The organism is Haloarchaeobius baliensis, assembly GCF_052060055.1.
GTDB classification, from domain to species: Archaea; Halobacteriota; Halobacteria; order Halobacteriales; family Natrialbaceae; genus Haloarchaeobius; species Haloarchaeobius baliensis.
Genome location: NZ_JBPPFR010000002.1, coordinates 381618 through 405186, shown reverse-complemented (window position 1 = coordinate 405186; position 23569 = coordinate 381618). Strand labels below are relative to the sequence as shown.

Sequence of the window (23569 nt, the reverse complement as noted above, 5' to 3'; positions counted from 1 at the left end):
CTCAGTCGTCCGGGTCGTCGCCGTTGCGGTTCACGTGTGCCGCCACGACCTTCGAGAGCGACTTCCGGAGGTGGCTGTGGAACGTCGAGGAGGCGATGTCCATCGCGTCGGCGATCTCCTCGGCCGTGCTCTCGCGGGGCCACTCGAAGTAGCCGGCGTTGTGCGCGGCGAGGACGGCCTCGCGTTGCCGGTCGGTCAGTCCCTCGACGGTGGCCGCACGGGCCTCCGCCTCGCCGGCCGGCGGCCGCTCCTGCTTCGAGCGCAGGCTCACCGGCCCGACGCACTCCTCGAGCGCCTCGGTCAGCTCACGGACGGCGTTCCCGGTGGCCGTCTCGGCGACGAACGTCAGCTGCCCGTCGGTCGCGCTGGCCTCCCCGAGCCGCGCGCCGCGGGCGGTCACGACACCGAGGGCGGACGGCACTCCGAGCCGGACCTCGACGGTGTCGCGGTTCGGGACCCGTCTGGCGCGTTCGACCTCCACGGCGTCGGAGAGCGTGGCGATGACCGCCTCGATGTCGTCGCAGTCCGCGACGTCGACGTAACACAGCAGTCCGGAGTCCTCGACGGGGACGGTGCCCTCGACGGTGAGCGTGCAGTCGTGCACGGCGCTGACGCGGGCGAGGACCGACCCCTCGGCGGGCACCCGGTAGGTGAGCGCGACGAGGCTGTCCGAGAGCAGCGTCTCGCGCGTCTCGATGGCGTTCAGCGCCATGCCGACGCTGGCACACAGCTCCTCGAGGATGGTCAGCTCGTGGTCGTCGAACGCGCTCTCGCGCTCGCTCTCGACGGCGAGCGTCCCGTAGCCGACGGAGGCGAAGTCTATCGGGACCCGTGCCCGCAGCCGGCCGGCATCGGTCTCCTCGACGGTGGTCTCGGCGACCGTCTCGTCGTCGACGGTCGGGTGGACGTACCAGGACGTGGTCGCGAGGCGGTTGGTGACCCCGTCCAGGAGTTCGGGTCGGGACTGCGCCCGGACGATGCTCGTGAGCACGCTGCGGATGGACTGGTTGATGGCGTCGAGCTCGCGAAGCTCGGTTCGCTGGCGCTCGAGCTCGTCCTGTCGTCGTTCGAGCTCCGCGAGCCTGTGCTCCCGCTCGGTCACGTCGTGGAGCAGGTAGGCGGTGCCGACGGAGCGCCCCCGGCCGTCCTCGACGGGTGACGCCGACACCTCGAACTGGCGGTCGTCGACGGCGATGAGCGCGGGCTCGTCGCCGGGGTCGGGACGTTCCGGGAGGAGCGCACCGATGGCGACCCCGATGAGACCGCTCCCGCGCTCCTCGTCGGGCCACGTCGACGGGACCGAGAGCGCGTCCCGTGCAGCCCGGTTGTCGGTGACGACGGTCCCCTCGCCGTCGGTGATGAGGACGGGGTCGTTGAGCGTGCCGAGTGCGGAGGTGCGCCCGAGCTGGAGGATGGATGGTGGCCGTTCGAACAGGTCGTGCTCGAAGACGGCGATGGCGAAGGCGAGGCCGGTGATGCTGAACGCGTACGGCGTCATGTCGTGGCCCTCGTAGATGGCGTAGCCCAGCACCGAGAGCAGGTTCGCGACGGTCGGCGTCCCGATGCCGACCAGCAGTGCCGCCGACGCCGCGGAGAAGGACTGCTCGGAGCGCCGGATGGTGTACAGGAGCAACGCGACCCCGCCGCCGAGCAGGAGGTAGGTGTACAGCAGGTTGATGCGGTACCACGGGCCCTGCTGCTGGGTGGCGACGGTGACGCCGTCGACGAGGTTGAAGCTCCAGTCCTGCCAGACGAGCGGGTGGTACTGGCTCGTCCAGACGAGCACCAGCGTCACCGCCGGGACGATACAGAGACCCGCGACGACGGCCGGGCGCTGGAGCTCCTCGAACCCGGTGTACTCCGCGAAGAACAGCAGGACGAAGACGGGCGCGAGAACGATGCCGAACCACTGGAGCTGCTCGAAGAACAGTCGGAGTCCGAACTGCTCGGCGGGCGTGAGCAGGCCGGCGGCGTAGCCGGCGCTCCACACGCTCGCCACCGCCATCATCCCGGTGAACGGTGTCGCACCGGGACGTCCACGGTTGCGCCAGCCCACGACAGCGAGCCACGTCGTCAGAAGGGCCGAGAGCCCGAGCAACGAGACGTGGAACGCCGCAGCCAACCCGACCATCTGTCGTCCCGAACGTATTCGAGCCCCGAGTGATAGCGTTTGTCATCGGTCCACGAACGAAGTCGTGGACTTGTCCGTGGACTCCTGGTCTGACGACGAAACGTCGTAGGCGGTGTAATCGCCGTTCCCGTTCAACATCCCGGACTTGAGGGCGAGATGACCGTCACCCAACCCATCGGAGCGTTCGTCCGATGGTACAGTTATGAGTCTGAATCCGATGTTCTTCGCGGCGTTGTAATCCCCATCTATCGCGTAGCCACACTCCTCACACTCGAACCATCCGCCCGAATCGCGGTTCGAACTGGACTTGTAGCCACACTTTGAGCAGATCTGACTCGTATACGCAGGGGACACGCATTCGACTCGGATACCGTACTGTGCGGCTTTGTACTCCAACATCTCTTGGAGTTCGCGAAACGCCCAGTTGTGCATCTGCCGTTTCACTCTGTCGTTCCTGCTATCCATCCGCTCGCGGATGTGAGTCAAGCGTTCAACAGCGATGTACGAACAATCGTGGGCATCGGCTTCCTCTACGATGCGCCGAGAAATCGTGTGCAGGCGATTCAACACGAAGCGGGTTTCTCGCCCCGACAATCGCCGGAGTACCTGCTTTGCGGTGCGAGTGCCTTTGTGCTGAAGGCTTCGACGCACGCGGAAGAAGTGATTTTGCCCCCATAGTAGTTCTCCGCCGTCGTAGAACGACGCCGTGCTGGTCACGGCGACGTTCTTCAAGTTCAAATCCACACCGAGAACCTTGTTACCGTCCCGTTTTTCGACCTCTTTCTGGATGACTACGTGAAGGTAGAACGCATTCTCATCCTCGCGGTAGTGGAGCGTTCCCATCCGCCTCTCGTAGTCTTGGTCATCGAGGTATGACTTCTGGTAGTCCCCGAGAACGTAGTCCACAGCGACTCTACCGTTAACCGTGGAGATGGTGGCCGACCTGTCTTTGATAGTCAACGTACGTTTGTCGTACACTGCAGACGGTTCGTTGAACTGAGGGAGTGTTCGACTGTTGCCCTTTTTCCAATCTGCAACCGTGGATTTCATCGCTTCGAGGGCCTTCGAGTAGGCTCGCACACAGAGGTTCGCGGGTAACTCCGTCTCCTCACGGAGACCGTGATACACACGGTCGTGTATCTTGGCTTTGGTCAGGATGAGATAGCCATCATCATTCCTGCCATGCTGGACAGTATAGTTGGCGGCAAAATTGAACTGCTCAATGGTTCGATGAAGGTCTTCCCGACGGTTGGCGGGAACATCAATTTTGATACAGGTGGTGCGTGTGACCTTCATCGGCACCTCTGACTGGCCCCCTTCTCGTATTTAAACCTCAGCTGAAGGCCAGTCATCGATTGCTCAGTAGTTGATGTATCGACGGGCAGGATCCCTCCGCAACTGAGATTGCAACACACCATATTACACAGCCGTGATACGAGCGATTGCGAAAATAACGCCGACGGCGTCGAGATGCACGTTAACATATCAACCGGGCCCTATACCACGGTTCCTCATGCAGTACTAGCCATGACAGCAACCGACGACGGCGTCGAGCCGCCGACGCTGACGGGCGACGACGTCCTGCGGATCGACGACGCCGACTTCGACGCCGACCGGGTCGCGCTCGTGACCGGCGCAGCCTCGGGGATCGGCCGCGCGACGTCGCTGGTGCTCGCGGCCAACGGGCTCACGGTCGTCGCGACGGACGTCGACGAAGAGGGGCTCGAGGGGACCCGCGAACGCGGCAAGGAACTCGGCTTCCCGGGGGAGATCCACCCGGAGCCCGCCGACCTCACCGACGACGAGCACCTCGAGTCGGTCGTCGAGGCCGCCGCCGGCTACGGCGACCTCGCGTATCTCGCCAACATCGCCGGCATGCAGCACATCTCGCCGCTGGAGGAGTTCCCCATGGAGGTGTACGACCGGATGCAGGACGTGATGCTCCGTGCGCCGGTCTACCTCTCGAAGCTCGTGCTCCCGCACCTCCGCGACAGCGGTGGGGGCTGCGTCGGCAACATGGCGTCGGTCCACGGCCACTACGTCACCGCCGACAAGGTCGCGTACAACGTCGCCAAGTTCGGCCTCCGGGGGCTCACGCAGTCCATCGCCGCCGAAGGAGCCGGCACCGTCCGGTCGTTCTCGGTCAGCACCGGCTACGTGAAGACGCCGCTCGTCACCGACCAGATTCCCGATACGGCGGAGCAACGCGGCATCTCCGTGCAGGAGGTCGTCGAGGACGTGATGCTCGGACAGTCCCGCACGAAGGAGATGATGGAGCCCGTCGACGTGGGCAACCTGTTCGCGTTCGGCTTCTCGAAGCACGCCCACCACCTCAACGGCGGCGACCTGCTGTTCGACGGCGGGATGACGCTGACCTACGAGTAGCCCGGTCGAGCCCCCCTCAGGCCCGACGTATCCCGTCGACGCCGTACGCGAACAGCGCGACGCCCGCCAGCAGGTAGACGACGGGCGGGAGCGTCCACGTGATGGTGTCCGTCAGGTTGCCGACTCCGAGGACGAGCAGCCCGACTGCCAGCCCGAGCTGGAGGGCGACCCGGACCCGATGGCGGCGTCTCCCACGCGTTCCCGTATCGGAACTCGTCATACCTCGTGTATCGTCCGTGACTCGTATAAATCACCGGCCTCAGGTGATTCTCGGGGGCAAAGTACTTGACCGACGACTGTGTCAGATGTCGGATACAGATTCGTCATGGTCGACATAGACGCCGTCCTGACGGTGCTCGCAGTGGTCCTCCTCTCGGTCGCCGCGGTGGTCGGCGGGGTGTTCGTCTTCGCGACGGTCGACCCCGGCCCACCGCCGACGGACGACCCGGGCGTACAGCACGTCCTGATCAACGAGGTGGCGTCGCCCGAGAACCGCACCGTCCTCCACTTCGAGAACCTCTCCGCGGAGCAGCAACGCGAGTTCCGGCGCGTGCTGAACGCCTCAGACCGGGCCCTCGCGTTGCCGGAACCGGTCGAGCTCGAATCCATCGACAGCTACCGCTTCTACATCGAGTACGAGGGGACGCTGTACGACGTCTCGTTCCCGACGCCGTGACCGTCGACCGCTCGTCTCGAGTTTCATATCGCTTACGAGCCCCCCGGACCCCACAGTAGCCGTCTCAGCGCATCTCCCGTCGCTTCATCTGGTCCCCACGGCACAAACAAGAGGTTCATATAACATGAACGATGTATGTACTGGGGAGATGCGGCAGTCGCGTCTCGGTGACTCTCAATGGACCTCGACGAATTCAAGACACAAAATGCACCGAAGGAGGGCGGCGACGTCTTCCAGCTGGAGAACTCGAAGCTGCTCGACGTGAACGTCAACAGCTCCGTCATGGCGAAAGCGGGCTCGATGGTCGCCTACGAGGGCGACATCTCGTTCGAGCAGAAGTCGAGCGGCGGCCTGACGGGGATGCTCAAGAAGAAGGCGACGGGCGAGGGCTCGACGATGATGCAGGCCAGCGGCAACGGCCAGCTGTTCCTCGCGGACGACGGCAAGAACGTCCAGGTCATCGAACTCGACCCCGGCGAGGAGATCAGCGTCAACGGCAACGACGTGCTCGCGTTCGAGGACCGCGTCAGCTGGGACATCAAGACCATGAGCAGCATCAGCGGCGCGAGCGCCGGCGGGATGTTCAACGTGTTCCTCGAGGGACCGGGCTTCGTTGCAATCACGACCCACGGCGACCCGCTCGTGCTGGAGACGCCCGTCCGGACCGACCCCGCGGCGACCGTCGCCTGGAGCGGGAACGTCTCCCCGGGCTCGCACCGTGACATGAACCTCAAGTCGTTCATCGGGAAGTCCTCCGGCGAGACCTTCCAGCTCGACTTCAGCCAGCCCGGCGGCTGGGTCATCGTCCAGCCCTACGAGGAAGTCGGCCCGCAGCAGTAACCCGGAATCGTTCTCGCTGTTTCTTCTCGACGGCGCCGTCCGTGGAGCCGTCGCTCAGTCCGGTCCGTCGGGCCCGTCGCCGCCGTCGGCCTCGACCGTGCGACCGTCCGGCGTGCGCGTGGCCAGCCGCGACCGGACGGCGGTCGCGACGGACGACCGGACCGGCCGGGAGAGGCCCACCGCCGCGTAGACGGCGATGGCGACGAGCACGATGGACCCGCCGGCCGCCACGTCGTAGACGTACGAGAGCGTCGCACCGGAGACGGTGGCGACCAGCCCGGCGAGGACGGCGACGCCGACGCTCCGCCGGAACCCGCGCATCGAACCCGCCGTCGCGACCGGGACGACGAGCATCGCGGCGACGAGTATCACGCCCATGATCTGCATCGCGGCGACGACGACGACCGCCGTCAGCACGACGAGCAGGAGGTTGTAGCGACCGACGTGGAGGCCCGCCGCACGGGCCCCGACCTCGTCGAACGTCGCGTAGAGCAGCGGCCGGTAGGCGACGGCCACGACCGCGCTCACGAGCAGCGTCATCGCCAGCAGGATGCCGACGCTGTCCCGGGTCACCGTCGCCAGCGAGCCGAACAGGTAGGCGTTGATGCCGACCGCGATGCCGCCGTCGGTCGCCGTCACGAGCACGCTTCCGACCGCGAACGCGCCCGTCAGCACGACCGCCAGCGAGGTGTCGGTGTAGGTACCGACGCGGTCGACGAGCAGCTGGACGAGCACCGCGGCGACGACGGCGACGACCAGCGCGGTCAGCAGCGGCGGCACTGACAGGGCGAACGTCGCGTTCACGAACAGGCCGACGGCGACCCCCGCGAACGCCGAGTGCGCGAGCGTGTCGCCGATCATCGCCATCTCCCGGTGGACGAGGAAGCTCCCGACGAGCGGACCGATGACCGCGATACAGACCGCCGCGAGGTACGCCCGCTGCATGAACGGGTAGCCGAGCATCTCGACGCCGGTGAGCGCCGCGAGCGCGTCGAGGAGGGTCCCCCACACGTCGTCGAGGACCCAGTCGAGCAGCCCGGTCAGCACGAGTGGTATCCCGACACCGCCGGTCGCCCCGATCATGGGTGGTCGTGCGCGAGCACGTGCTGGTTCCCGCCGTAGGCGTCCGCGAGGGCGTCCGTCTCCACGAACGTCTCCGGGTCGCCGTGGAAGAACAGCTCGCGGTTGAGACAGGCGATCTCGGTCGCGTGGCTCGTCACGACGCCGATGTCGTGTTCGACGAGCACGACCGTGAGCCCGGACGCGTTCAGCTCGGCCAGGAGGTCGTAGAACGCCTCCCGGGACTCGGCGTCGACGCCGACCGTCGGCTCGTCGAGCGCGAGCAGGTCGGCCTCGGCGGCGAGCGTGCGCGCGATGGCGACCCGCTGGCGCTGCCCGCCCGAGAGCCTGTCGACGCGTCGGTCGGCCAGCTCGCGGATGTCAACGCGGTCCAGCGCCGACTCGATGGCCCCCCGGTCGTCCGCGGTGAACCGGCCGAACGGGCGGTGCGGGTACCGGCCCATCCGGACGGCCTCGCGCACGGTCACAGGCATCCGGCCGCCCGCCTGGGTCGCGTCCTGTGCGACGTAGCCGACGCGCTCGCCGTCGGCGAACGAGTGCGCGGGCTCGCCGAACAGCGAGACGCTGCCGGCGTCGGGGCGGCGCAGCCCGACGAGCAGTTCGAGCAGCGTCGTCTTCCCGGAGCCGTTCGGGCCGACCAGCCCGAGGAACGCACCCGGCTCGACGGTGAGCGAGACGTCCTCGACGACGGGCGTGTCGCCGTAGCCGAAGGTGACGTCGCGCGCCTCGACGACCGCCATCAGGCCTCCAGCGCCCGCTCGAGCGTCGGGCGGTTCACGTTCTCGACGATGTCCACGTAGCCCCAGTCCCGGTCGGCCCAGTCGGCGTGCAGGCCGGGCAGTGCGGTCAGCGGCAGGACCGCCTCCGCGTCGGTCTCCGCGACGAGCTGCTCGGCGGCGCGCTGGGACTCGAGCGGGTCCGCACAGATGTACCGCAGGTCGTGATGCTCGATGACCTCCTGTGCCCGTTCGATGTCACGCGCCGTCGGCTGGGAGTCGGGCGAGAGCCCGGTGAGCGCCTCGACCTCGAGCCCGTACCTGTCGCCGAGGTACGAGAACGCGTCGTGGCCGGCGACGAGGAGCGTCCCCTTCGACGCGTCGGCGACGGTCGCCTCGAGGTCGGCGTGGAGCGAGTCGAGTCGTTCGCGGTACGCCGTCGCGTTCGACTCGTAGACGTCCGCGTTCGCCGGGTCGATGGCTGCGAGGCCCTCGCGGACCGTGTCGACGGCCGTCTGTACCCGGAGTGGGTCGAGCCAGAAGTGGGGGTCGAACTCGCCGCCGTGGTCGTGTCCGTCGTGGCCGTCGTCGTGGTGTTCCTCCTCGTGATGTTCGGTGCCGTCGTGGCCGTCGTCGTGGTGTTCCTCCTCGTGGTGCTCGGTGCCGTCGTGGTCCTCGTCGTGGTGTTCGGTTCCGGTGTGCTCGTCGTGGTGTTCTGTCCCGTGCTCCGTCTCGTGGTCGCCATCGTCGTGGCCGTGGCCCCCGTCGAGCGGAAGCAGGTCGACGTCCGCGCTCGCGTCGACCGTCTCGACCCCGGCACCGTCGGCGGCCAGGTCCGTCGTGATGTCGTCGACCCAGGGCTGGAACCCGTTCATGCCGTGGACCAGCAACGACGCGTCGCGGATCGACTCCCGGACGCGCGGCCCGGGCTCCCAGCCGTGGCCGTGCTGGCCGATCGGGACGAGGACCGAGGCGTCGGTCGCGTCGCCGGCGACCGCGGCCGTGACCGCGCCGAAGACGAAGAACGAGGACTGCACGCTGTTCGTCTCGGTGTCGCCGCCGGCGTTCACCCCATCGAGGCAGCCAGCGACCGCGCTGAGTCCTGCCAGTCCGGTTCCCGTCAACACTCGTCGTCGAGTGAGTTCCTGCATATTGCTAAGATAGAATCTAGATTTAATAAGAATTGTGTTTCCAATTGTTGTTCTTGTTAAGGCCGTCGACCGACGGCCGGTTCGGCCTGCAGGGGTACCGTTTTGTCCCCGCCGGCGCAACGACGCAGCAACAGTCGAACCGATGCACGAGCCACCGACGACACCCCAGCTGGCCGACGCACCAGCCGCCCTGCTCGACGGCGGCCACCTCTGGCTCCGCGAGCTCGTCACAGGGAGTCCGTTCCGGTTCCAGCTCCAGCCGTCGGGTGTGCTCACGTTCGGCGACCACGAGCGCGAGTTCGGTCCCGACGACGTGCCGCTCCCGTACGCCCACGCGGTCCGGCACGTCAGGGAGCGGTTCGACCGCGAAGCCATGCGGGCGTCGGTCGACGACGTGGCGTCGGTGACGTTCGTCGGCGTCGCGGTCGACGGTAGCGACGTCGCCTACGACTGGGCACGCACACCGTCGTTCCTCGGCACCGAGGTGTACGACGCGGACCGAGGGGCCTACCTGCCGCCGGACTCGGTCCAGGCGATCTACGACGGGCTGGGGCTGACACCGGTGACCGCGCTCGCGAAGGAGGTCCGCGCGATCGACTTCGACCCGGACAGCTACGTCTTCCCGGCGTCGAACTGGCGCGACGGGCCGGTCGCCGGCGTCCTGCTGGCGGACAAGACGGGCCACCGCGCCCTCCTTCGGAACCCGGCCGTCGGTGACGTGGACGGATCCGGAACGACGGCCTCGACCCCGGCGGAGCTGGTCGAGCGCCACGCCACGGACCGCTGGCTCGACGGGGTGGTCGGCAGACTCGACGTGACCGGCGAGGGACTCGGCTTCGACCTGCTGTTCGAGCGGGCCGTCGAGGCGCTGGCCCGCGAGCACGTCCGGGCGTTCCGCGACGGCTCGGTGGACACCGACGAGTCCGCGCTCCGGAGCGCCATGGCCGACCGGGTGGAGGCGTATCTGGTCGACAGACGGGGGTAACGCTTTTCCTGTCGGCGGTCCGACTGCAGGGTGCATTGAACATGAGCCCGCGGTCGACTCGGACTCGCGTCGCGTGACGCGAGGGTCGGCCGGCTCGCCGGCTGTGGGCACCGTGACGGACCGACCGGAGGGGTCGGCACCCGGCGCGGGGTCACGCTGATCGGCACTCCGGTTCGCGCGCCCCGCCCAGCGGAGCGTGGACCGTTCTCCGGTTCTCGAACTCGCTAGCGGAGCGCGTGGGAGGTTCCGCCCGCCGACCGCCGCCGGTCACGACCCACGTCGATGCACGATACACCCACGATCCGTCCGCAGTTCCACCAGTCGCACCGCCCGCAGATTCCCACGACGGCACGCACCGTCACCGTCGACTCCGAGCCGGAGACGGGAGGTGTCCGATGGCGCTGAGCCGCCACGAGCCGGACCTCGCCCTCGGTTCTCGGGTCGAGGACGGCCCGCCACGGTACGAGTTCCACACCACCGACGGGCTCTGCTCGCCCGACGCCTTCCGCCCCGCCGAACTCGCCCTGCTGGAGGCCTGCTGGGGCGACGACCTGGGCCGCCTGCTCGTCCCCCAGGCGAACTACGGCGTCGTCGGCTGCGTCCTCACCGGCGTCGCCGAGACGATCACGATGACCGAGACGAGCGCCCGCGCCGCCGCCTGCGCCGAGCGCAACGCCGCCACCAACGGCGTCGACGCGACGGTGGCGACCACCGCCCACCCGGCCGACCGCGACGACGAGTTCGACACCGTTGCGTACGCGCCGAAGCCGTACACACCGATTCCAGTCGGGAAGCAGCACGTCGCGAACGCGCTGGCCTCGCTCGCTCCCGGCGGCACCCTGTTCGTCGCCGGTACGACCGAGACGGGGCTCGCCCGCTACGAGGACTGCCTCGCAGACCTCGCCGGCCGGGTCGAGACGGTCCACGACGGCGACGCACGCATCGTCGCGGCGACGCCGTCAGGGACGGGCGACCCGCCGGCGTTCGTCGAGCCGCGCGAGTTCTCGGCGACGGTCGACGGCGTCGACCTCTCGCTCGTCTCCGTGCCCGGGACGTTCTCCGCCGGCCACCTCGACCACGGCACGCGGCTGCTGCTCGAGACCGCCACCATCGCCGACGGCGCGCACGTCCTCGACTGCTGTTGCGGCTACGGGCCGGTCGGCGCGTACGCCGGTGCGACCGCCGACGTCGACCTCTGGCTGACCGACGACGACGCGGTCGCGGCCGCGTGTGCCGAGCGGACGCTGGCCGCCACCGATGTCGACGGGACGGTCGTCGCTGCGGACGCGGTGTCTGGCGTCGCCGACCGGCGTTTCGACCACGTCCTCTCGAATCCGCCCACCCACGCCGGCGACGGCGTGCTCTCCGACCTCTTCTCGGGGATGGCGCGCGTGCTGGCCCCGGCCGGTCACGCAACCGTGGTCCACCACCGGGGTCTGGATCTCTCGCGGCACTTCGCGCGGTTCTCGACGGTGGAGACGCTGGCGATGGGGGAGGAGCACGTGGTGGTCCGGCTGTCGGGAGTGCGTTCGTAGCACCGCTGGGACCGGCCAGGCCCGACCGGCGACCCACCGGTGCGTGCGGACGACGGGCAGCCTCGGCGAGGTGACGACTTTGCGTGACACAACTTGGCATGTCATGCCGAATACGCAGTTCAGGGAGCCCCTACTGCCTATTGAACAGTTCATTGCCATCACACTAAAATAATTGGAAACCCAACCCTTTCTCGCCCATGGGGGTGGGCACGATGGATGTACGCAATGGGGGAATCACAGTCACGAAGTTCGTGAACAGCGCGGATGACCAGTCTCGTGACGACGGCGTCGTCGTCACGTATCGCATCGAGTCGGAGCGCGCCGACGACGCGACGGTCCGGCTCGTCGACGACTGTCTGGAGAACGAGGCACTGGCCAGGGGCATCACCTTCCGGGAGGAGCACGACCCGGAGAACTGGGCCGTCGAGGACGGCCGACTGGTGTGGACGCGTCGCGTGAACGGGGAGAGCCAGCTGCTCACCGGGTACGACGTCCACCCGGACGCGGTCGAGGGCATCGGGCTGGAATCGCCACCGGAGATCGCGTCGGTCGAGACGGCACATCCGGTCCTGCACGCCGGCCGTGGAAGCGGGACCGCCGAATCGGGGGCGGAGGCGACGGAACCCGCTTCCGAGGGCGAGGCGGGCGACCTCCCCGGTGACGGGGGCGGAGAGACCGTCGAGCCCGAGCCGGACGTCGGTGATACCGAACCGCCCGACGACGGTGTGGGCTCCGGCGCGACCGACGACACCGAAACCGAGGTCGAAACCGACGACAGCACCGACGCCGACGCCGCCGAGGGCGCAGCCGCCGGCACCGAAGCCGCCGAAGCGGGACCCGACGACGATTCGGCGTCGGAAGGCACCGACAGCGAGGCCATCCGCCGAGCGCTGGCCGGCGGGCTCGAGGACTCCGACACGCCCTCGCTCTACCACCTGCACGTGGGCACGGTGCCCGAGGCGACCGCCGAGGACGGCGAGCGCGTGCTCCGGTCGCTGGAGAACGCCTTCTACCTGCTCGGGAGCGACCCGACGCCGTCGGACCTCCGACGTGGGTCGTTCGACCGCAGCATCGACCTCGTCGTCGGCGCACGACTCGAAGCCGCGACGGTTCGTCGTGCCGTGGCGATGCTCGACCCGGTGTCTGAGGTGACGCTGACGCGGGTCGACGAGACCGTCGTCGAGGAGCTCGACCCCGCCGCGCTGGTGATGGCCGCTGGCGACGCGGGCTGTGGCTCTGACGACGCGGGCGAGCGGTTCGCGTCGCTGGCCAGCGAGCTCGACACGGGATTCAGCGGCGAGTTCGAGACCACGACGCCGGAGGCGGTGTCCGAGACGACCACGCTCGACATGACGTGGGACGAGTTCTCCGTCGAACCCGGAGCCGACGACGCGCGGGTGGAGTCCGGCCCCGGGCGGGGGAGCCCCGACCGGCAGCGCTCCGACGAGTCGCGGCTGCTCGACGAACTCGTCGCGGAGCTCCAGACCGGCGTCTCCGAACGGCAGCGCACCACCCTCCAGCGCGCGCTCGGCGTCGGGCCGAAGCCGAGCGTCGCCGTCCGGCTGCGCTACCTGAGCGGCCGGGTGTCGGATCTGGCGGCGTACGCGGACGCCATCGAGGAGTTCATCGACGAGGACGGCACCGCCCAGCAGGTGCTCGACGACCTCGACGACCGGCTCGAATCGCTCGAAGCCGAGCACGCGGAGCTGTCCGACCAGCTCGACCGCGTCGAGGGCGAACTCGGCGAGACCGAGGAGACCGTCGCGGACCTCGGCGACTCGCTCGGAGCCGTCGAGGACGCTGTCACGGAGCTGGAGGACTCGCTGGCGGACCAGCACGGGCGCCTCGAGGAGACCCGGGACGCCATCGACGCCCAGGGGCAGAAGGTCGAGTCGAACGCGGCGAACATCGACGAGAACACCGACGCCATCGCCGAGGGCGAGCGCAACATCGCGCTGAACGCCCGCGACATCCGGCAGAACGCGGCCGGCGTCGAGGAGAACGCCGAGGCCATCGCCGAGACGGAGGCCGCCGTCGTCGAGCTCCGCGAGGAGGAGGTCACGGCCATGGTCGAGCGGCTCGACCGGCTCGAATCCGCGGTCGAGGACAACACCGAGTGGCGCGAGCGGATGCGGTCGGCGCTCGATACCTAGAGCCCGTACAGCGTCTCGAACTTCTCGCGGGAGTAGTCGACGAAGTACTCCGCGGTCAGCGGCTCCCCGGTCGCGACCTCGACCAGCTCCTCGGTCTCGTAGCGCTGGCCGTGCCGGTGGACGTGCTCGGTCATCCACTCGTGGATGGGCTCGAACTCGCCCTCGCGGACGAGGCCGTCGACGTCGAGGTCCTCGCGGACGGCCGCGTCCAGCTGGGCGGCGACGACGCTGCCGAGGGTGTAGCCCTGGAAGCCGGCGAAGCCGGAGGTCCAGTGGATGTCCTGCAGGCAGCCCTCGCTGTCGGTGTCGGGGACGACGCCGAGGTACTCGTCCATCTTCTCGTTCCAGATGCGGGGGATGTCCTCGGCCTCGATGTCGCCACGGACGAACGCGCGGTCGATCTCACACCGGAGGATGATGTGCATATGGTAGGTGAGCTCGTCGGCCTCCACGCGGATCAGGTTCTCCGGGTAGATGCGGTTCGCCGCCTCGTAGGCCGCCTGTGCGGTGAGGTCGTCGTGGCCGTCGAGGTGCTCTTCGAGCGTCGGCAGGAACGCCTCCCAGAACGGTTTCGTCCGACCGATGTGGTTCTCCCAGAAGCGGGACTGGGACTCGTGGATGCTGTAGCGCGGTTGGCCCATCGGCTCGGCGTAGCGGTCCTCGCGCAGTCCCAGCTGGTAGCTCGCGTGGCCGAACTCGTGGACGGTCGCGGTGAGCGCGTCCATCGGGTCGTCGGGTTTGTACCGGGTCGTCACCCGGGCGTCGAACTGGTTGCCCGCCATGAACGGGTGGGGTGCGCTGTCGAGTCGGCCCCGGTCCCGGTCGTAGCCGAGGAAGTCCAGGGCGGCCTCACAGAGCGCCCGCTGGTCGGCCTCCGGGTACTCGCCGTCGAAGGGGGTGGCGAGGTCGCTGCCGGACTCGCGGATCTCGTCGACGAGCGGCGGAATCTCGGCGCGCAGCGTCTCGAACAGGTCCTCCATGCGCTCGATGGGGAGGGTCGGCTGGCCGTCCTCGTACAGCACCTCGTAGGCGGGCTTCTCGGGGTCGATGTGGCCGGCGCGCTCGACGCTCAGCTCGCGCAGTTTCTCCAGGCGCGGGGCGAACGACTCGAAGTCGTCCTCGGCCTTGGCGTCCTGCCAGATCTGCTGGTTCTCGGAGCCGACAGCGGTCAGCTGCTCGACCAGCTCGTCCGGCACCGACTCGTTGCGCTCGTACTCCCGGCGGATCTCGCGCACCGAGGCGGCCTGCTCGTCGTCGAGGTCGGCGCCGTCGAGCTCGTCCAGCCACGCCTCCACGTCGTCATCGACGAGGAGTTCGTGGCTGGTCGCCGAGATGGCCGAGAGCTGCTTGGCGCGGCCGGGTGCGCCGCCCGCCGGCATCGTCACCTGCTGGTCCCAGTTGAGGAACATCGACGCCTGCCTGAGGTTCGACACGCGTCGGTACCGGTCGAGGAGGTCGTCGTAGGCGGTGGACATGTCGCTCGTGGACATACCACGAGGGCTCGGCGGCCAGCGCAAAGAACCCGGGGAAGCGGAAATCGAGTCGCCTGCGCCGGTGTCAGAACTCCCCGTTGACGATGTCTGCGACGCGTTGCCGGTCGAACAGCTCCTCGTCGCCCGTCACCGCGCCGAACTCGTCGGGGTAGAGCTGCTGTGCGGCCCGCTCGGTGAGGAACAGGTTCTGGATCGGGCCCTGGTAGAGGTAGCCGCCACGGTAGACGCGGCCGTTCTGGACCGCGGTGAGCTCACGGCCGACCGGGTGGTCCTCCATGTACGCGAGGACGGTGTCGCGGAACTCCGCGAGCGACTTCCGCTCGTGTCCGCGGACGAGCATGACGTCGGGGTCGATCTCCAGCAGGTTCTCGTAGTCGAGTTCGTTCCGGTTCGAGGTGCTGAGGTTCTCGATGTCGGTGCCGGCGAGGGCGTCGGTGACGCCGAGGTCGCGCCACTGCTTCTTGCTCGTCCCGGCGTCGACGAGGCGGTACGGGGAGAACGTCTCCGGCTCGGTGGTGCCCTCGTAGGTGAGGAACACCTCCGGCCGCTCCTCGGCGGGCGGGAGCCGGTGCTGGAGCGATGCGACGAACTCGTCGTGCAGTTCTGCGAACGCCTCGTAGCGCTCGGGTTCCTGGAACAGCTCGGCCAGCTTCTCGAACGCCTCGTACAGCGTGTAGTAGCGGTAGTCGTGCCACTCGTCCGACCGCCGGAAGATGAGGTTCGCGAAGAAGGGCGCGACGTCCCCCGAGACATCGTCGACGTCCGACTGGTCCCAGTCGAACCAGTTGATCAGCATCTGCGGGTCGTACAGGTGGACGTCGGCGTCGATCGCGTAGAACTGCTCCTTGGTCCGGACCTCCGGGTTCGTCTCGAGCGCGTCGCTCGGGACCTCGACGCCCGGTAGCTCGTCGTAGACGGACGTGTAGTATCGGCCCGCGTAGCCGATACCGTTCAGGCCGTCCGCGTGTCCGAGTGCGACGGCCATGTCGGCGTATCCGCCGTCGTATGCGACCCAGCTCTCGGGGACGGCCTCGAACTCGACCTCGCCGACCGGGGCCATCGAGACCGTGTACGGGTCGGCTTCCTGGCTCGTCGTGGTGCCGTCGTCCGCCGTGGGGCTGTCCGTCGCCGCCGTCGTCGAGTCAGCGCTCTCACCGTCGCTGCCGAGACAGCCGGCGAGCAGTGCGCCACCCGCGACGGAACCGCCGTAGGTCAGGTACTCTCTCCGTGTCGGTTCGCCACTCCAGGCGTCGTCTCTCGCCATATGTTTTAGGCCAACCTAAACCAATAAAGCCGTTCCGATTTTTAGGCCAGCCTAAAACAAGCTGTTCGCGTCAGACCACCACGTCGGTCACTCGTCGGCCTCCATCCGTGGCGGGTGTCCGCGGTCCCCGTCGGGCTCCTCGTCGGGGTCCTCGTCGTGCCGTGCGCGGATGGGCTCGACCCGGGGCCCCCGGTCGGTGTGGTCCACGGCGGCCTCGATCCGGAACACCTCCGCCAGCAGCTCCTCGGTGACGACCTCCTCGGGCGTCCCACGGGCCTGTATCTCCCCGTCCTTCAGTGCGACCATGCGGTCAGACAGGCGCGCCGCCTGCTCGATGTCGTGGAGGACGACCACGACGGTGATGTCGCTCTCGTCGCGCAGCGTCTCGATGATCTCCATCACCTCGAGCTGGTGGTGGAGGTCGAGGAACGTCGTCGGCTCGTCCAGCAGGAGCACGTCGGTCTCCTGTGCGAGCACCATCGCGATCCAGACCAGCTGCTTCTGGCCGCCGCTGAGACTGCCGACCTCGCGGTCACGGAGGTGGTCGACGCCGGCGAGTTCGATGGCACGGTCGACCGCCCGCTCGTCCTCGCCGGTGACGGTCTCGAAGAAGCCACGGTGCGGGTAGCGCCCGTGGAAGACGAGGTCCTCGACGCTGATGCTGCCCGGCGAGGTGCTCTCCTGGGAGAGCAGGCCGAGCTTCTTGGCCATCTCCTTCGTGCCGAGGGACTGGATGTCCCGACCGTCGAGCAGTACCGAGCCGGCCGTCGGCTCCAGCTGGTTGGCGAGACCCTTCAGCAGCGTGCTCTTGCCCGACCCGTTCGGCCCGACCAGCGCGGTCACGGAACCGGGGGTGGCGGTCATCGACTCGCCGTCGAGCACCGGCTCGTCGCTGGCCGGATAGCCGAGCACCAGCTCCTCACCAGCGAGTTCGCTGGTGTCCCCGGCTCTCGCCCCGGTCGTCGACTCCTCGGTCCAGTCGGCGACGGTCCCTCCGTCGGACCGTCGCGTCGCGTCGTCGGTCCCAGTGTTCTCGCTCATATGTTCCCCAACGCCTCCTGTTTGCGCATCAGGTAGAGGAAGTACGGCCCGCCGATCAGGCCGGTGACGATACCGGCCGGAAGCTGGCCGCCAGCGCCGATCATCTGGAAGAACAGCCGCGCACCCACGTCGGCCGAGACGACGAGCGCCGGCCCGGCGAAGAGGCAGCCGACGACGAGCTTCTTGTAGTCGCTGCCGACGATGTTCCGGACCATGTGCGGGACGATGAGGCCGACGAAGCTGACGATACCCGCGACGGCGATGGTCGCGCTGGCGGCCAGCACACCCACGCTCGAGAGGCCGAACCGGACCCGCTCGACGTTCATGCCGAGAGACTTCGCGGTCTGTTCGCCGAGGAGGAGGACGTTCAGCTGCCGCGCCCCCGCGAGTGCGAGCACGACGGCGAGGAACGACCACGGGAGCACCGTCCGTACCTCCTCCCAGTCGGTGCCGATGAGCGAGCCGACGGTCCACGCACGGGCGGACTTCGCGACCGCGATGTCCTGCAGGAAGAAGAACATCCCATGCTGGAAGGAGGTGAATATCGTCCCGACGATGACGCCCGCGAGAACGAGCCTGACCGGGGACGTGCCGTTCTTCCACGCGATCAGGTAGACGATGAGGAACGCGAGGGCTCCGCCGGCCGCTGCAAAGAGCGGCAGGTACATCGTCAGCCCGCCGAGGAAGACCAACGTCAGCAGGATGGCGGCCCCGGCTCCGGACGAGACGCCGAGGATGAACGGGCTGGCGAGTTCGTTCCGCGTCACCGCCTGGAAGATGGCCCCGGAGACGGCGAGGTTCGCACCGACGAAGATACCGACGACCACGCGGGGCAGGCGCATGTACCAGACCACGAGGTTCTGCCGGCTCATGTCGGGGAGTTCGTGCCCGAGGAGGAACGCCTGCCACACCTGGACGTCGAAGAGGACGCGCTGGTCGGTCAGCGACCGCCAGACCTCGGCGTAGCTCATCCGGAACGGCCCGTGACTCACCTGCACGATACCACCGACGACGACGATGAGCACGCTCACGGCCGCGAGGCCGACGAGTTTCGGGTCGAGCAGCCAGCCGAACCGGGAGTCGGCGACGACGGATGCCGGCCCGAATCCGACAGCCGATCGGTCGTTGCTCACGGCGGCTCACCTCCTCCGGCGTCGGAAGCGACCGCGACGCTGTCGTCGAGGTACGACCGGATGTACTCGTCGTCGAGGTGCTCCAGGAGACGGTGCTGTGCTTGCTCGGTCCGTCGCTCGACCTCGTCCTCGCCCGTCTTCGTCTCGAACGCCCGGTCGAGGTACCGCTCGCGGAGTTCCACGAAGCGCTCGTCGCTGAGGTCGTGGTCGCCGGCCTCGTTCTCGAAGTACTCGCGCCAGCGGTCGCGGTCGCCCCACTCGCCGGTGAACTCGCTCGCGGGGCGGAGCCAGTCGTAGTGGGCCGCGATGTCAGCGGGGTAGCCCTGCGCGATGCGGTGGTCTTCGAGCAGACAGCGCGCGACGTGGGCGCCGTTGCCAGCCGCGACGACGGCCTGCGCGCTGCGCTGGTCGGCGGGCGAGGCGACGTAGAGGCCATCGACGGGCGTCCGGCCGTCGTGGTCCGGGTATTCCGGGTCGAACCGTTCGTGCTCCTCGCCGTGGTGCTCGTGCAGTTCGAACATCGCGTCCGCGTCGTCCAGCGGTTCGAGATAGGAGCCGTCGTACCACGCGGCGGCGACGACGGAGTCGGCGTGGACCCGCCGGTCGTCGGCGGTCTCGACGACGAAGCGGGCGTCGTCGGAGGTACCGTCAGCCGTCGCCTCGTCGGCCACCCCGTCGGCGGCCCCTGCACGCTCGACGGCCACGACGGAGTCCTCGATCAACTCCGCACCCGCCGTCTCGAGGTGGTCGGCGAGCATCGCCTGGAACGTCTCCACGTCGATGCCCGCGGGGAACCCGGGGTAGTTGGAGAGGAACGCACAGCGCGGGAGGGCGCCCGCGCCGCGGTCGAAGACGACGGTGTCGAGCCCGTACCGGGCGGTGAAGATGGCGGCCGCCGCGCCGGCGGGGCCGCCACCGACGACGACCACGTCGTACTCGACGGGGTCGGAGGTGTCTCCCGTCATCGCGTCCCCAGCCCGGATTCGAGCTGCCGGGTCACCAGCTCGTCGTCGAGCAGGGCGTCCGGCCCGGCGAGATGGACGACAGGCCCGTTCTCGACGCGGAGCCACTCGTCGCCGCCGTCCCCGGTGAGCGTCACTGTCTGGCGGGACTCCGGCACGCCGTTCGCGCGTCGACGGTCGGTACGCTGGCGGACCTGGGTGAGCGTGCCGTCGGTCGCGTCGGCGGTGCAGACGGCGAGCTCGTAGCGTTCGAGGCCGGGGTCAAGCGACCGGAGCACCGCCCGGTAGCGGCGCGAGGCGTCCCGGGCGCGTTCGGCCTGCTCGAACGTCGCGAACGTCGCGCCGTCGATGGGTTCGGGACTGGTGCCCGTCTCGCGGCAGGCGACGGCGAAGTCGCCGTCCTCGCTCGCGAGCTGTTCGACGTTGTCGCGCTCGTGTCTGAGCGTCTCGACGAGACCCTCGTCGCACTCGCCTGCGTCGTCGTGAGCCACCTCGTCGTCTGCCGCCACCGACTCGGACATCCTCAGATGTCCCCCGCGACGATCTCCGCGACGCGCTGCCGGTCGAACAGCTCCTCGTCGACGTCGTAGAGCTGGCTCGCGGTCCGCTCGGTCAGCACCATGTTGGTGATGGGACCCTGGTAGAGGCCGCCGGCACGGTAGACGTCGCCGTTCTGGACCGCCGTGAGCTCGCTCGCCGTCGGGTGGTCCTCGAGGCTGGCGACGACGGTGCTCTGGAACTCGGTCTCTGTCTTGGTCTCGTAGCCACGCAGCATGAGCACGGGTGGGTCGACCTCGAAGAGCGTCTCGATGTCGATGGCCGCCCGGCTCCCGTGGAAGTCGCGGATGTTCGTGCTCGCCAGCGCGTCTCGGACCCGCAGGTCCCGCAGGTGCTTGAAGCCGGTTCCCTCGCCGATGATGTACGGGTAGAACTGCTCGGGTGCATCGCCGACGCCCCAGAGCACGGCGACCTCGGGGCGCTCGCCCTGCGTGGGGACGTGGGGCGCGAGGTTCGACTGGAACTCGTCGTGGACGGCCTCGAACGCCTCGTAGCGGTCGGTGCGCTGGAACACCCGCGCGAGCTTCTCGAACCCCTCGTACAGGCTGTAGTAGCGGTAGTCGGAGTGCCACGGGTAGTGCTGGGCGTAGATGCAGTTGCCGAACAGGGGTGCGATCTGCTCCTCGACCTCCGCGACGTCGCCCTCGTCCCAGCCGTTGAAGCGGTTCATCAGGAAGTTGGGGTCCATCACGTGCACGTCGGCGTCGAGGCTGTAGAACAGCTCCTTGCTGACGCCGCTCTGGTAGAGCGACACCATGTCGCTCTTGTCGACGGAGACGCCGTCGATGCTGTCGTAGTACTGCGTGTGGTAGCGTCCCGTCAGCCAGAGTGCCTTCGGCGGTTCGAGCCCGAGGGCGACGCCCATGTCGGCCCAGCTCCCGTTGTTCGCGACCCAGGTCTCCGGGACGCTCTCGAACTCGACGGTCCCGACCGGCTCCATCGTGACGCTGTGGGGGCCGCGCTGGTCCGTGGACTCCTCCGTCGTCGACTCGGACGTGGAGCCGGCCGTCGTCTCCGGCGGCGCGGTGGACGTCGGGTCGTCGGTCGGTGTGCCGTCGCCGGTTCCTGACCCGCCGAGGCAGCCAGCCAGCAGGGCCGCCGTCGCGAGTCCGGTGCCTGTCTGCAGGAAGCGCCGCCGTGTCGAGTCGCGATGTGGGTCGTCGCTCATAGGTTTTAGGCTCGCCTAACAATGTAAATGACTTTCGAATTTTAGGCAGGCCTAATCCTCGCAGGAGTGACCGAACACGACCGGCACCACGAATTTGACGCGGGCGGTCGAACCTCCCCGTCATGACCGCCACCGTCTCCCGCTGGGCGCGCCGGTACGTCGGCGTCGCCGTGACCGCATTGCTCGCGTGGCAGGTCGGCCTGCTCGTCGGCGTCCCCCGCGGGACCGAGGTGGCACTGGGCCTGTACGGCTTCGTGCTCCACGTCGTCTTCGGGAAGGCGTACTCGCTGGTACCGTCGTACTTCGACCGCGAGCTCGCCACACCCCGGGCCGCGATCGTCCAGCTCCCGCTCACCGCCGTCGGCGTGGCCTGCCTCGCGCTCGCCCCGCTGCAGGGCGCGCCCGACGCGCTCGAACCTGCCGGCGCGGTGCTGTGGGCCGCCGGCGTCGCCGTCTTCGTCGGAGCGCTTGTGTGGACGGTCCGGGACAACCTCGGCGGCGCGGAGACCGGCACCGGCGGGCCGAACGCCCACCGCGAGCGCGTGGACCGCGCCGCGAACGCCGTCGTCCCCGTCGCCCTCGCGTACCTGCTCGTCGGGAGCTACGCGACCCTCGGGCTCGCGGGGGTCGTCCCGCACCTCTTCGACGGCTACCCCGCCAGGGTCACCCACCTCCTCGGAACCGGGACGGCGACCCTGCTCGTCATCGGGCTCGGTGTCCGCCTGCTCCCCCGGTTCCTCGTCGCCGACCCGCCGGCGCCGCTCGTCTGGGTCGTCCTACCCACGGGCGCGCTCGGCCCCGTCCTGCTCGCGGCGACCCTCCCCGCTGGCCCCCGGTTCCACCTCGCCGCCGCCGTCGAGGCCGTCGCCGTTGTCGGTTACGCCGCCATCGTCGCCACCCTGTTCGTCCGCTCGGACCGCCGACGGACGGCGCTCTACGGTGTGCTTCTCGGGGCCGTCGGTGGCGTCGCCGCGGTCGCGCTCGGCCTGTGGTTCGCGTTCGCCGGCCTCGACGGCGCGCTGATCCCGGCGCATCGTCGGCTCACCCTGCTCGGCTTCCTCGGGCTGACCGTCGTCGGTGTCTCCCTCCAGTTCTACCCGCCGAACGTCGGGCGCTGGCCGGGCTGTGACGACCGGACCGCCCTCGCGGCGATGGCGCTGCTCGCGGTCGGCGTGGCCGTGCAGGCGGTCGGTACCGCGCTCCTCGCCGAGACGGTGACCGCCCTCGGTGCCGTCCTCGCACTCGGCGGCGCCCTCGGCTACGCGTACCTGCTCGCTGGCGCGTTCGCGACGCGGTGAGGAGGTGGTCGGCGAGGACGATGGCGAGGACGGTGACACTGCTGTGGACGGTGCGAACATGTGCGGCCGGCGAACCTTGTCCGAGACGACCGTAGCCCCAGCCATGGTCTCGACAGGAGACACCGCACCGACGTTCACCGCGACGTACGGGACGAGCGATCACGAACCGTTCGACCTCGCCGACCACCTCGGTGACGGGCCGGTCGTCCTCGCGTTCTTCCCCGGGGCGTTCACGCCCCCCTGTACGAACGAGATGGTCGCCCTCCAGGAGCACCACGACGAGTTCACCGCGGCCGACGCGACGGTGCTCGGCGTGAGCGCGGACTCGCCGTTCTCGCTCGGCGCGTTCCGCGAGGAGCACGACATCGAGTTCGAGCTCGTGAGCGACACGGCCGGCGATGGCATCAGGGCGTACGGGCTGGAGATGGACATCCCCGGGCTGGGGCTGTACGATATCGCCAACCGGGCGGTGTTCGTGGTCGACGACGAGGGGATCGTGGGCTACGCCTGGATCGCGGAGGACCCGACGACGGAACCGGACTACGAGGCGCTACTCGACGCAGTCGGGGGGAACTGAGTCCAGCACCTGGGGGGCGTGTAGACTACTCAGAACGGGTCGTACACCGAGACCTCGCCGTCGCCCCGCACGCTGACGTCGAAGTCGTCGACGGAGAACTCCACGCTGACACCGCTCCCACGACCGGTCTCGATGCCGTGGGCGACGAGTGCGTCGAGGGCGTCCGTGTCGATGTGCTCGTACAGCGGCCGGATGGTGGCCGGGTCCATCCCTGCCGCCCGTCCGAGGACCGTCGCGACGGTGGTACTGATCGATTCGTCGGTGGTGAAGTCGTGCGCTACGCTCGCCACTGGTTCTGGGGGAGACCTATCGTCACTCGCAGCCATGGAAGGTATAATACAGCTTTATATTTATAGGTCCGGTTTATCAGTACCGGGTGGTATCTGTGGGGAGTCCCGTTCACCTGGCGACACGTCTTCGAAC

The 23569-nt window shown here is 68.7% G+C and carries 22 protein-coding genes; 8 read left to right on the top strand and 14 right to left on the bottom strand.

Features of this window, described 5'->3' with window-relative positions:
• Position 1: 1 nt before the first annotated feature.
• Together ACSG06_RS12905 and ACSG06_RS12900 are read right to left on the bottom strand one after the other, a co-directional pair.
• Positions 2-2131, bottom strand: coding sequence for a histidine kinase N-terminal 7TM domain-containing protein (locus tag ACSG06_RS12905; RefSeq protein WP_440990690.1), 2130 nt, complete (start codon positions 2129-2131; stop codon positions 2-4).
• A gap of 42 nt (positions 2132-2173) precedes the next feature.
• Positions 2174-3427, bottom strand: a complete 1254-nt coding sequence (locus ACSG06_RS12900) for an RNA-guided endonuclease InsQ/TnpB family protein (RefSeq protein ID WP_440990689.1) — start codon at positions 3425-3427, stop codon at positions 2174-2176.
• 231 nt (positions 3428-3658) lie between these two features.
• Between ACSG06_RS12900 and ACSG06_RS12895 the strand changes: the two genes are divergently transcribed.
• Positions 3659-4516 carry an SDR family NAD(P)-dependent oxidoreductase gene (locus ACSG06_RS12895; protein WP_440990688.1) on the top strand — a complete coding sequence of 286 codons (858 nt, stop codon included), beginning with the start codon at positions 3659-3661 and terminating at the stop codon, positions 4514-4516.
• Between the two features lie 16 nt (positions 4517-4532).
• Here the strand turns inward: ACSG06_RS12895 and ACSG06_RS12890 are convergent, their stop codons facing one another.
• On the bottom strand, positions 4533-4736 hold the full coding sequence (locus ACSG06_RS12890) for a hypothetical protein (protein ID WP_440990687.1): 204 nt from the start codon (positions 4734-4736) through the stop codon (positions 4533-4535).
• Positions 4737-4841: 105 nt separating this feature from the next.
• Here ACSG06_RS12890 and ACSG06_RS12885 point away from each other — a divergent pair, with 105 nt between their 5' ends.
• Positions 4842-5192, top strand: a complete 351-nt coding sequence (locus tag ACSG06_RS12885) for a DUF7979 domain-containing protein (protein WP_440990686.1) — start codon at positions 4842-4844, stop codon at positions 5190-5192.
• Positions 5193-5369: 177 nt separating this feature from the next.
• Positions 5370-6032, top strand: coding sequence for an AIM24 family protein (locus ACSG06_RS12880; RefSeq protein WP_440990685.1), 663 nt, complete (start codon positions 5370-5372; stop codon positions 6030-6032).
• A 54-nt stretch (positions 6033-6086) separates the two neighbouring features.
• On the opposite strand, the gene ACSG06_RS12875 is transcribed toward ACSG06_RS12880, so the two are convergent.
• Genes ACSG06_RS12875 through ACSG06_RS12865 form a run of 3 tightly spaced genes read right to left on the bottom strand, consistent with a single transcriptional unit; the run spans position 6087 to position 8979 of the window.
• The gene (locus ACSG06_RS12875) at positions 6087-7115 is read right to left on the bottom strand and encodes a metal ABC transporter permease (protein WP_440990684.1); all 1029 of its coding nucleotides are present in this window, start codon (positions 7113-7115) and stop codon (positions 6087-6089) included.
• The gene (locus ACSG06_RS12870; RefSeq protein WP_440990683.1) at positions 7112-7852 is read right to left on the bottom strand and encodes a metal ABC transporter ATP-binding protein; all 741 of its coding nucleotides are present in this window, start codon (positions 7850-7852) and stop codon (positions 7112-7114) included. The genes ACSG06_RS12875 and ACSG06_RS12870 overlap by 4 nt, the downstream gene beginning before the upstream one ends.
• Positions 7852-8979, bottom strand: a complete 1128-nt coding sequence (locus ACSG06_RS12865) for a metal ABC transporter substrate-binding protein (protein ID WP_440990682.1) — start codon at positions 8977-8979, stop codon at positions 7852-7854. The genes ACSG06_RS12870 and ACSG06_RS12865 overlap by 1 nt, the downstream gene beginning before the upstream one ends.
• A 142-nt stretch (positions 8980-9121) precedes the next feature.
• On the opposite strand from ACSG06_RS12865, the gene ACSG06_RS12860 reads away from it, so the two are divergent.
• The 3 genes from ACSG06_RS12860 to ACSG06_RS12850 all read left to right on the top strand — a co-directional run bounded on the left by ACSG06_RS12860 (position 9122) and on the right by ACSG06_RS12850 (position 13652).
• Entirely contained in the window at positions 9122-9964 is an 843-nt protein-coding gene (locus tag ACSG06_RS12860) for a hypothetical protein (RefSeq protein ID WP_440990681.1), read from the top strand.
• A 395-nt stretch (positions 9965-10359) separates the two neighbouring features.
• Positions 10360-11499 carry a class I SAM-dependent methyltransferase gene (locus ACSG06_RS12855; protein WP_440990680.1) on the top strand — a complete coding sequence of 380 codons (1140 nt, stop codon included), beginning with the start codon at positions 10360-10362 and terminating at the stop codon, positions 11497-11499.
• Positions 11500-11711: 212 nt separating this feature from the next.
• Positions 11712-13652, top strand: a complete 1941-nt coding sequence (locus ACSG06_RS12850; protein WP_440990679.1) for a hypothetical protein — start codon at positions 11712-11714, stop codon at positions 13650-13652.
• On the opposite strand, the gene ACSG06_RS12845 is transcribed toward ACSG06_RS12850, so the two are convergent.
• From ACSG06_RS12845 to ACSG06_RS12815, 7 genes are all read right to left on the bottom strand, one after another.
• Complete coding sequence (locus ACSG06_RS12845; protein ID WP_440990678.1) at positions 13649-15142, bottom strand: carboxypeptidase M32; 1494 nt, start codon at positions 15140-15142, stop codon at positions 13649-13651. The genes ACSG06_RS12850 and ACSG06_RS12845 overlap by 4 nt on opposite strands.
• 67 nt (positions 15143-15209) lie before the next feature.
• Complete coding sequence (locus ACSG06_RS12840; RefSeq protein ID WP_440990677.1) at positions 15210-16409, bottom strand: ABC transporter substrate-binding protein; 1200 nt, start codon at positions 16407-16409, stop codon at positions 15210-15212.
• Between the two features lie 87 nt (positions 16410-16496).
• A complete protein-coding gene (locus ACSG06_RS12835) occupies positions 16497-17450 on the bottom strand; it encodes an ABC transporter ATP-binding protein (protein ID WP_440990676.1) in 954 nt (317 codons plus the stop codon).
• Positions 17447-18583, bottom strand: coding sequence for a FecCD family ABC transporter permease (locus tag ACSG06_RS12830; protein ID WP_440990675.1), 1137 nt, complete (start codon positions 18581-18583; stop codon positions 17447-17449). The genes ACSG06_RS12835 and ACSG06_RS12830 overlap by 4 nt, the downstream gene beginning before the upstream one ends.
• Entirely contained in the window at positions 18580-19548 is a 969-nt protein-coding gene (locus ACSG06_RS12825) for an FAD-dependent oxidoreductase (protein ID WP_440990674.1), read from the bottom strand. Before ACSG06_RS12825 ends, ACSG06_RS12830 begins: the two co-directional genes overlap by 4 nt.
• The gene (locus ACSG06_RS12820; protein WP_440990673.1) at positions 19545-20066 is read right to left on the bottom strand and encodes a DUF7552 domain-containing protein; all 522 of its coding nucleotides are present in this window, start codon (positions 20064-20066) and stop codon (positions 19545-19547) included. Before ACSG06_RS12820 ends, ACSG06_RS12825 begins: the two co-directional genes overlap by 4 nt.
• 2 nt (positions 20067-20068) lie before the next feature.
• Positions 20069-21271, bottom strand: coding sequence for an ABC transporter substrate-binding protein (locus ACSG06_RS12815; protein WP_440990672.1), 1203 nt, complete (start codon positions 21269-21271; stop codon positions 20069-20071).
• 122 nt (positions 21272-21393) lie between these two features.
• Between ACSG06_RS12815 and ACSG06_RS12810 the strand changes: the two genes are divergently transcribed.
• Positions 21394-22569 (top strand): hypothetical protein, encoded by a 1176-nt coding sequence (locus ACSG06_RS12810; protein WP_440990671.1) that lies wholly within the window; start codon positions 21394-21396, stop codon positions 22567-22569.
• Positions 22570-22672: 103 nt separating this feature from the next.
• Complete coding sequence (locus ACSG06_RS12805; RefSeq protein ID WP_440990670.1) at positions 22673-23146, top strand: redoxin domain-containing protein; 474 nt, start codon at positions 22673-22675, stop codon at positions 23144-23146.
• A gap of 29 nt (positions 23147-23175) precedes the next feature.
• On the opposite strand, the gene ACSG06_RS12800 is transcribed toward ACSG06_RS12805, so the two are convergent.
• On the bottom strand, positions 23176-23436 hold the full coding sequence (locus ACSG06_RS12800; protein WP_440990669.1) for a HalOD1 output domain-containing protein: 261 nt from the start codon (positions 23434-23436) through the stop codon (positions 23176-23178).
• Positions 23437-23569: the final 133 nt, after the last annotated feature.

Bases quoted from the DNA above. Each gene is read 5' to 3' on its own strand.
- ACSG06_RS12845 (WP_440990678.1), bottom strand. From the start codon at position 15,142: ATGTCCACGAGCGACATGTCCACCGCCTACGACGACCTCCTCGACCGG.
- ACSG06_RS12805 (WP_440990670.1), top strand. From the start codon at position 22,673: ATGGTCTCGACAGGAGACACCGCACCGACGTTCACCGCGACGTACGGG.
- ACSG06_RS12895 (WP_440990688.1), top strand. From the start codon at position 3,659: ATGACAGCAACCGACGACGGCGTCGAGCCGCCGACGCTGACGGGCGAC.
- ACSG06_RS12885 (WP_440990686.1), top strand. From the start codon at position 4,842: ATGGTCGACATAGACGCCGTCCTGACGGTGCTCGCAGTGGTCCTCCTC.
- ACSG06_RS12900 (WP_440990689.1), bottom strand. From the start codon at position 3,427: ATGAAGGTCACACGCACCACCTGTATCAAAATTGATGTTCCCGCCAAC.
- ACSG06_RS12810 (WP_440990671.1), top strand. From the start codon at position 21,394: ATGACCGCCACCGTCTCCCGCTGGGCGCGCCGGTACGTCGGCGTCGCC.
- ACSG06_RS12825 (WP_440990674.1), bottom strand. From the start codon at position 19,548: ATGACGGGAGACACCTCCGACCCCGTCGAGTACGACGTGGTCGTCGTC.
- ACSG06_RS12820 (WP_440990673.1), bottom strand. From the start codon at position 20,066: ATGTCCGAGTCGGTGGCGGCAGACGACGAGGTGGCTCACGACGACGCA.
- ACSG06_RS12870 (WP_440990683.1), bottom strand. From the start codon at position 7,852: ATGGCGGTCGTCGAGGCGCGCGACGTCACCTTCGGCTACGGCGACACG.
- ACSG06_RS12815 (WP_440990672.1), bottom strand. From the start codon at position 21,271: ATGAGCGACGACCCACATCGCGACTCGACACGGCGGCGCTTCCTGCAG.
- ACSG06_RS12835 (WP_440990676.1), bottom strand. From the start codon at position 17,450: ATGAGCGAGAACACTGGGACCGACGACGCGACGCGACGGTCCGACGGA.
- ACSG06_RS12880 (WP_440990685.1), top strand. From the start codon at position 5,370: ATGGACCTCGACGAATTCAAGACACAAAATGCACCGAAGGAGGGCGGC.
- ACSG06_RS12840 (WP_440990677.1), bottom strand. From the start codon at position 16,409: ATGGCGAGAGACGACGCCTGGAGTGGCGAACCGACACGGAGAGAGTAC.
- ACSG06_RS12860 (WP_440990681.1), top strand. From the start codon at position 9,122: ATGCACGAGCCACCGACGACACCCCAGCTGGCCGACGCACCAGCCGCC.
- ACSG06_RS12890 (WP_440990687.1), bottom strand. From the start codon at position 4,736: ATGACGAGTTCCGATACGGGAACGCGTGGGAGACGCCGCCATCGGGTC.
- ACSG06_RS12850 (WP_440990679.1), top strand. From the start codon at position 11,712: ATGGATGTACGCAATGGGGGAATCACAGTCACGAAGTTCGTGAACAGC.
- ACSG06_RS12865 (WP_440990682.1), bottom strand. From the start codon at position 8,979: ATGCAGGAACTCACTCGACGACGAGTGTTGACGGGAACCGGACTGGCA.
- ACSG06_RS12855 (WP_440990680.1), top strand. From the start codon at position 10,360: ATGGCGCTGAGCCGCCACGAGCCGGACCTCGCCCTCGGTTCTCGGGTC.
- ACSG06_RS12875 (WP_440990684.1), bottom strand. From the start codon at position 7,115: ATGATCGGGGCGACCGGCGGTGTCGGGATACCACTCGTGCTGACCGGG.
- ACSG06_RS12905 (WP_440990690.1), bottom strand. From the start codon at position 2,131: ATGGTCGGGTTGGCTGCGGCGTTCCACGTCTCGTTGCTCGGGCTCTCG.